Raw genomic sequence first — 8605 nt, forward strand, 5'->3', positions numbered from 1 at the left:
CGGTAATTACTATGCCTTTGTAGATGGTTTCGRGGTTGCTGAGAAAGTATCGGGTCCAGTATATCCAACCGGATATTTATACAAGGATGGCTTGGATGATGTTTTTTGGGAAAACTGGACAACAGGAACTGGAAGTGCATTGGGTACTCCGAAGGTAAACACAACCACATTCTTGGAAGGCAGCGGAAGCTATGAAGTAAATGAGGACAGGGATGTGATCTACAAGGTATTCCCTACAAGCTATAACAAGACTGCGTCTCTACAGTTCTACGATGATATGGCTACAGCCAAGACTGCTGTTGCTCGTGTTGATAATAACACCTGGAGCGATGTTAACACTATGTATGGATTAGGCGTCATGACGGGAACTTCAACGGCTAATTATTCATTTAAGCTTGGCAATGCTTCATGGGCTGTATCTTCAGTTGCAAGATCACAAGGATGGCACGATCTGAGATGGGATTACTCATCCGGCCAGGGCTTGGTTATGTATATTGATAATATCCTTGTGGCATCAACGAATGCAATAACGGGCTTCAATTTGATTGCAATGGGTGATTGGACAGCGGATAGCAAAGCATCCACGGCATTTTTCGATGATGTGCGTATAACAGAGTGGGCGGATGATGAGAAGCCAAGACTTACATTGCCGAGCAATCTTACAGTGGCAACAACTGCTCCCAATGCTGTTGTAAACTTTACAGTCAGTGCCTATGACAAAAAAGATGGTCCATTGACTGTAACAACATCTGTTCAATCTGGCTCGATCTTCCCAATTGGCCTGACTACTGTAAATTGCTCTGTCACAGATAGTGACAACAACACAGTGACCGGAAGCTTTATTGTAAATGTTGAGTCTGCAGTCTTTCTTGAGAACTTTGAGAACGGATTAAGTAACTGGGTGAAGGTGTATGGTACGCCATCGCTGAGTTCCACTCAAGCTCGTTCTGGCTCCAATAGCTACTTAGTCAATGAAGACCAGGATGCGTTACAGCAAAACTTTGAAACTCCTCAAAATAAAGTCGTCTCCATGTGGTTCTACGATACAGATACCGCAAAGAGTTGGCAGATTGGTGCTTTTGTGGACGACAGTGTTAATGCCAGAGGTATCTTTGTCAATACGCCGACTTCCACAACCAAATATTCAATTCGTGTCGGAGGTACCTATACAGCCACTAGTGTGACCCGTACGACCGGCTGGCACGAATTTAAGTTTGATTACACGTCAGGTACCAAACTCGATATGTATATCGATGGAGTGCTCATTGCCTCACCGACTGGTGTAACGAGCTTCAATCGCATCGCTATCGGAGATTTTTGGCAGTCCAATAATTTTACGGGATATTTTGATGACATCTCCATCAAGGATCTTCCAACAGCACCGACTCAGAGCAATATCACAGCCGGTAACGGAAAGCTAACCTTGAATTGGACCAGCGTTTTCGGAGCAACTGGATACAAAGTCAAGTATGGAACAGCAAGCGGCGTATACACGTCAACGGTTCCTGTTGGTGATGTAAGCAGCACTACCATAGAGGGACTTCAAAATGGAACCGCCTATTATTTCGCGATAAGCGCTTACAATTCAGTTGGAGAAAGCCGTAGTTCCAATGAAGCCATTGGAACGCCAGATGGCATTGCACCGCTCGAAGCCGTGGTGTCAGCTGACATTACAGCACCAACCAATAAGAACGTTAACGTAACGATCAGCTATCCGGACGATGCGATGGTGAAGGAATACAAAGTAGGAGAAAACGGCGAATGGACGGCATACGGCGCTCCAGTGGTTATCTCCGAAAACAGCACGGTTTATGCAAGAGGAACGGATGCTGCGGGCAATGTATCGAATGAGACTAACTACACGGTCAGCAATATCGATCACATAGCACCTATCAATGCAACCTTGGCTGTAGATACAACAGCGCCGACCAACCAAGGCGTCACCGTAATGATCAGCTACCCGGCAGACGCTTCGTTGATGGAATATAAAGTGGGAGCAAGCGGCGAGTGGACAGCATACACCGGTCCAGTGGTTGTTTCCGACAATGATACCGTGTATGCACGAGGAACTGATGAAGTAAGAAATGAATCGAATGTAACCAGCATTACGGTAAGCAACATTTATAAAATAGCTCCAGTAACCACCGCAACGTTAAGTCCGGCTGCGCCTAATGGCACGAACAGCTGGTACACGACGGATGTGACCGTAAGCTTATCTGTAAGCGCCAGCGTTTACGGAGGCTCCGTAACAACGGAGTACCAAGTGAATGGCGGTGAAGAATGGATCGTTTACACCGGTTCCATTCCAATTTTCGGTGACGGTACTTATGAGTTCGGATACCGCAGTAAGGATCAGGCAGGCAATGTAGAGGGTATCAAAACGGTCGTATTTAAAGTTGACAAGACAGCTCCAGCGCTTTCCGTCCAGTTAGATAAGACGTCGATTTGGCCAGCTAATCATAAAATGGTGACGATCAATGCCTCGTTGAATTCTAGTGATGCTACATCGGGCGTTGAATCCGTGGTATTAACCTCCATCACGAGCAATCAACCAGATAGCGGTCAAGGCGATATCCAGGCCAATTTCGGCACAGCGGCCACTTCCTTTAGCTTGCGTGCGGAGAAGTCGCGCATCTATACCATTACGTACACGGCAACTGACAAAGCTGGCAACAAAACGGTTGAATCTGTTACTGTCACAGTCCCTCATGATCAATCCGGCAAGTAATAAGAAAAAAATAAATTGTTCGACAATTACGGTGCATTAATTCCAAATGCTTATGCGAGATAACCGCCTTCTTCAAGGAAAGCGGTTATCTCCTCAGTAGTAAGCTTACTTTCTACTTCTGCAAACGTGATCAGGGGCTAAGGCGCTGATCGCGTTTGTTTCACCATGTACGTCCACTCGAGAATTGCCAGGCTATTAACACAGGTACCGTCGCTTACCGGACGATATAATCCGCACAAAAATAGCAAAGGAATGATCTTATTCATGCTTAGTACATTAACGCTCCGCGAATTGAAAAATGCTTTGGAACAATCACAGCCTGAAGCGCACAAGCTGTTCCCAGAAGCCGCATCCACCGAACGGTGGATGCAGCTTAGAAAAGACGAACGCTATTCATCGTTCTGGGAAGGACTTGAGGAACAGGCTGCACGTATCCAAGAGAATCCAGCTCATTTACCTCGATTTTCTGATTATATCGTATTCGGTGAGACGGGTGACAATATTAACTTTGAGAATATACGTGGTCAGCTGTATGCGGGGCTGAACACTTTCAGCTTGCTTGCCATGACGGACGACAATCCAGAATGGATAAAGGGGCTTGAGAATGCGATTTGGTCCGTGTGCAATGAATACTCCTGGGTACCGCCCGTACATGCCGGGCTGTATGTCAATGAATATCCGAAAGGAATTTGGGATCAGCCGGTTCCGCCCCGTGAAACGATCGATCTGCAGGCATCTGGAATCGGATTCGCACTGGCAGAAATCATCTACCATATAGGTCACCGTCTGCACCCTTGGGTAGTCTTTCGTGCCAAGGCGGAGATCGAGCGCCGCATCTTTCAGGTTTACTTCCATGATCCTGTTCCGCAAAACTGGGAGTTGAAAACGAATAACTGGCCAGCGGTTTGCTCAAGCGGCATCGGCGCCGCAGCAATTTATTTAACTCAGGACAGCGAACGGCTTGGTGGCATGCTATGGCGCGTAATTGGCGCTTTGCGCCAATATGTATCAGGTTTTGACGAGGAGGGAGCGACTCCTGAAGGTCCGGTATACTGGCAGTTTGGTTTTGCGCACCTTGTATTTTTTGCCGAATTGCTGAAGGAGCGCACTGGCGGACGCATCAATCTGCTTGCTGAGCCTAAAATAGAGAAGATTGCGAAATTCCCGCATTACTGCATGCTGTCGAACGGCAAGGTAGTCAATTTCTCCGACGCCGCTGAAGATATTCGTTTCTATACCGGGCTTTTTCATCGTTTGCGCCAAACATTCCCATCCGTTAACTTACCGCCAGAAGCGTTTCATTTCAACCAACTTCGGGCTTCTTGGGTTGAAGCGACAAGACTATTGCTTTGGTCGTCGGATCAACCCGCTGCTGTAGCAGCTCCTGCTGCCGAAGAGCAAAAGAGGGTGGAGGAGCGGATTTTCACTGGGAATCAGTGGGTAATTTCGAAGGTTCGGCAGACGAATGGGAGTTTAGCAGCATTCGCAGCGAAGGGCGGTCATAACCAAGAACCGCACAATCATAATGATTTGGGGCATTTCATTCTGCATGTAGGCGGAGTTAATGTGCTCGCTGATATTGGCATTGGCGTGTATACCAGGCAGTATTTCCAGCCCGAACATCGGTATGAAATGATTCAACCAGGTTCTCATGGACATTCTGTGCCGATAATTAACGGTTGCAGACAAGGCTTTGGCCAAAAGTACAAGACAGAAATCGTAAATCAAAACATAACCGAAGACGAGCTGCATTTTGAGCTGGATTTATCGGCAGCTTATGAGTGCCCCTCTTTACAGCGATTTACTCGGCAGTTCTTTTGGCGCCGACCAGAGAACGAAAACTCGCAGCTTATTCTGACAGACCAAGTCGTGTTGCATGAACCAGCTTCCTCTTTCCAAGAAGTATTCATTTGCGGTGTTGAGCCGCAGCAGAAGGGGCCGGGCCAAGTCTCGATTGGAGCAGTTATGATGTCGTTTGAAGCAAACGAGTGGCAGGTTGAAGTGGAAGAACAATTGACGGTAGCGCATCCTGCCACCGAAAGAATGTTTTATCGCTTGCTACTAACTCGTAAAGAAATGAGCGAGTCCATTATATGTCATTTCCGATTTGAGATTGCTTATTAACTAAATATCAATTCACACGATCAGTCGGGAATAAAAACCAACTTAGAACGGAGTTTCAAGATGAATATTGAAGAGCTACTAGAACAAATAGAGCAGTTACGACTTCAATTAGTACAAGTCGTTAAGGAGAATAAATTTAACCTACTACATCCACCTGTTATCAAGATGAGTCAACAGCTTGATACTTTGATCGATCAGTATCAGTCAAAAACCGACCTCAGGCGATTATCGTCGCCTTGAGTATACCGTATCCACCATATCGCTAACGATTAGACTAGGAGGAAATGCAAATGTTAAATAAACTCACGAGAAAATGGAAGATGTACGTTATTCATCATTCACACACCGATATCGGTTATACAGAGAGACAAGAGAAGATTGAACGCTTTCATGGCGATTTCATTCGGCAAGCTGTTCGGATTTTGAAAGATATTAGTTCGGGCAAACGTGCCGAATGGAACGGGTTCCGATGGGTTTGCGAAACCTTCTGGCAGGTTGAGAAGTTTCTAGCCATTGCAACCGAGGATGAAATCAAAACCTTTGAAGATGCCATCCGCAAGGGGGATATCGAGCTTTCCGGCACGTATTTGAATCTAACTGAACTGATCTCAGGCGATGTTCTGAAATCCATGATTAATCGTCCTGTAGCCTATGGCCAATCAATTGGAGTTCCAGTCAAGTCAGCTATGATTGCTGATATTAACGGCTTAAGTTGGGGTTATGCGCAAACGATGGCAGATGCAGGGATCGAACATTTTCTCACCTGTATCCATCCGCACCATGGCATATTCCCTCTCGGTCGCAAGCAGATGCCATTCTGGTGGAAGACTCCGAAGGGGGATCGCTTACTTGTCTGGAATAATGAATACTACCATATGGGCAATGAGCTAGGACTCATGCCTAAAGCGTTAGGCACCTATGTCATGACTGACGAGTTTAATGTCGATGCTGCCATTATGGAAAACCATAAAGAAATCAGTACCGCGAGGCTGTTCCGTTATTTACGCAATTTGGAAGACGAGGGTTATCCTTATACGTTCGTACCGATGATGGTATCCGGCTTGATGACGGACAACGCATCACCTAATGGGGTACTCATGGATTATATCCGTGAGTGGAATGAGCAATACGGTGACGAGATTGAACTGGAATTGACGACACTTACGCCGTTCTTCGAAAGAGTGAAACAGGAAGCTGACTCCATACCGGAATATGAAGGCGATTGGCCAGATTGGTGGTCTGACGGCGTTGCATCCACTCCGCTATATACACAGTTATTCCGCGATGCGCAACGCAAACTGCAAGTAATCAAGCGACTTGATCCGACGGGTGAGATTGCGACCGCTGACCGAATTGCCCAAGCGGAACGGTTATTGACGTTGTATGCGGAGCATACGTGGGGTTATTCAACCTCCATTGGAGAACCGTGGAATAATATGGTGCTTCAATTAGGTGCTAGAAAAGAAGGAATGGCGACGCAGGCCCATCAAGCCATCATGACCTTATATGATGATGTATTTGAAGTCCGGGGGGAAGCGCTGCTCTACCCTGAGCGACCGATGCGATATCGGGTGATCAATACATCAGATGTGGATACAAGGGATTATGCTCAATTGTATGTTGACTTTTGGGAGTATTCTCTCATTGCGAAAGGTCTTGAAGTTAAGGATGTTCACACAGGCGAAATTTATCAACATCAAGTGATTTTGGCTAGTCGAGGAAATGTCGTAGTTGTGGAGCTTCCAATGAAGGTTGGGGAAGAAAAGCATCTTGAGCTTATTCCGAAGCCAGCAGACATGTCCAAGGCAGCCACTTCAAGTTTTCAACTGATGGGCTCGGATCGCGTAGTAGACATCGCTCCGATCGTTGAACTGCATGGCCCATATGCGAACGAAAATGCGATATTGCTTGACGGATCGCTGTTGGAAACGCCATTCGTGCGAATTGAATGGAAACAAGGTGAAGGCATCGTCAGGTGGCTGGATAAACGGTCCGGTAATGATTTGTTGCGTGCCGATCTGAAGCATGCTCCATTCACTCCCGTCTATGACGTTACATCTGTCAACAGCCATGAAGATATGATTCCAGTACGGAGAGCGACTGGACGGAATCGTAAAGGGAATCATGCAGTTATTTCCGCAGGGCAATTAATCGGCTCGAAGATCATTTATAAGGGTTCGTTATTTGCGACTGTGGAATTGGCATATAAGGTCGCGGGCACCAGCTATTACGCTGTTCATCTAACTGCCTACGCCAACTCATCGAGAGTGGATGTATCCGTTCGATTGCATAAAGATAGTGTGTGGGAACCCGAAAATCTGTATATTTCGCTGCCGTTTGGCGGGGAAGAACTGTGGGTCGAGAAGACAGGCATCGTCGTAAAGCCGCATGAACAACAACTGCCTGGAACAGGAACAGATTTTTATTGCATACAAGAAGGGTTCTGTTTTACGGGGAAAAATAATTGGGTGGCAGTCGCTATGCCAGATACACCGCTTCTGCAAACGGGACCAATAGAACATCATCGGATATTGCTTCAGGGACATCCGGACTTAGCCAAAGGGCCTCATTTGCCCTACGCCTGGACCATGACAAATTACTGGGAAACCAACTTCAAAGCTACATTGGGCGGATTTTATGAGTTCAAGTACAGCATTCTTTGGGGAAATGAGCGTCAATCAGCCGAAGAGTCCATCCGTCATTGTCATGCTGTCAATACAGGGCTAGTCTGCTATCGTTGTGAATAAGGAGAGAAGAGGTAACTATGCTTAATCAATTAACATTTCGACAGCTTAAGAATGCTTTGGAGGAGACGCAGCACTTACCTCGTTCCCTATTTGCAGAAACAAAGTCTCCGGAACGGTGGAGGAAGGCAAGAGCGGATAGAAAGTATGCTGATTATTGGGCCAAGTTGGAAGAACAAGCAGCACAATTAATCCAAGAGCCTGCTCGATCTCCGCAGTTCTCTGAATTCACCGTATTTGGCGATACGGGTGATGTCAATAAATTTGGATCCAAGTTCAGACATCTGTTTGCCGGAATCCACACGTTCAGCATGCTTGCCATGACGGAGGATCGAACAGAATGGATGACGGGTCTGAACAATACGATGTGGAGCGTGTGCAATGAATATACGTGGGTATTGCCTGAGCATGTGGGGTTATATCATAACGATTATCCAAATGGTATCTGGGATCAGCCAGTTCCGCCTCGTGAAACCGTGGATCTGTTTGCAGCGTACAGCGCATGTCATCTAGCAGAAGCTRTCAGCCTGCATGGAGATCGCTTACATCCATGGGTCGTACATCGCGTGAAGGAGGAAATCGAACGACGTATTTTTCAAGTCTATTTCCATAGTCCACTTCCGCAAAACTGGGAGCTGAAAACAAATAATTGGCCTGCCGTGTGCGCATCAAGTATTGGAGCGGCAGCCATCTATTTAGTTGAGGACAGGGAGAAGCTGGCCGGCATGCTCTGGCGAGTAATTGGCGTGCTTCGCGGTTACCTCTCGGGCTTTGATGAGGAAGGGGCAACACCTGAAGGACCTACGTATTGGTCGTTCGGTTTCTCATGGTTTGTGTATTTCGCTGAATTATTGAAAGAGATTACGCACGGAAGAATTTCGCTTCTTTCGGATGAAAAGGTGAAAGCCATCTCGGAGTTCCCTCAATTCTGCACGTTGTCTGGCGGCAAAGTGGTTAATTTTTCGGATTCCTTTGAAAGTATTCAATTCAATCCCGGTCTAATTCATCG

General features: G+C 46.6%; 4 protein-coding genes and 1 pseudogene. All 5 read left to right on the top strand.

The features are described from left to right. On the top strand, positions 1-2728 hold a 2728-nt coding region (locus AC1DVJ_RS28860), incomplete at its 5' end, for a fibronectin type III domain-containing protein (RefSeq protein WP_477595980.1). A 165-nt stretch (positions 2729-2893) separates the two neighbouring features. Beyond that, a complete protein-coding gene (locus AC1DVJ_RS28865; protein WP_477595982.1) occupies positions 2894-4852 on the top strand; it encodes a heparinase II/III domain-containing protein in 1959 nt (652 codons plus the stop codon). A gap of 60 nt (positions 4853-4912) precedes the next feature. Continuing rightward, positions 4913-5092 (top strand): Spo0E family sporulation regulatory protein-aspartic acid phosphatase, encoded by a 180-nt coding sequence (locus AC1DVJ_RS28870; RefSeq protein ID WP_477595984.1) that lies wholly within the window; start codon positions 4913-4915, stop codon positions 5090-5092. A 50-nt stretch (positions 5093-5142) separates the two neighbouring features. Beyond that, positions 5143-7599, top strand: coding sequence for a glycoside hydrolase family 38 N-terminal domain-containing protein (locus tag AC1DVJ_RS28875; protein WP_477595986.1), 2457 nt, complete (start codon positions 5143-5145; stop codon positions 7597-7599). Positions 7600-7616: 17 nt separating this feature from the next. Continuing rightward, positions 7617-8605, top strand: a pseudogene (locus AC1DVJ_RS28880) (hypothetical protein); the annotation flags it as partial.

This window comes from Paenibacillus sp. P4_A9, assembly GCF_056402415.1.

Coding starts and splice junctions, on each gene's coding strand:
- AC1DVJ_RS28865 (WP_477595982.1), top strand. CDS start 2,894: ATGTACGTCCACTCGAGAATTGCCAGGCTATTAACACAGGTACCGTCG.
- AC1DVJ_RS28870 (WP_477595984.1), top strand. CDS start 4,913: ATGAATATTGAAGAGCTACTAGAACAAATAGAGCAGTTACGACTTCAA.
- AC1DVJ_RS28875 (WP_477595986.1), top strand. CDS start 5,143: ATGTTAAATAAACTCACGAGAAAATGGAAGATGTACGTTATTCATCAT.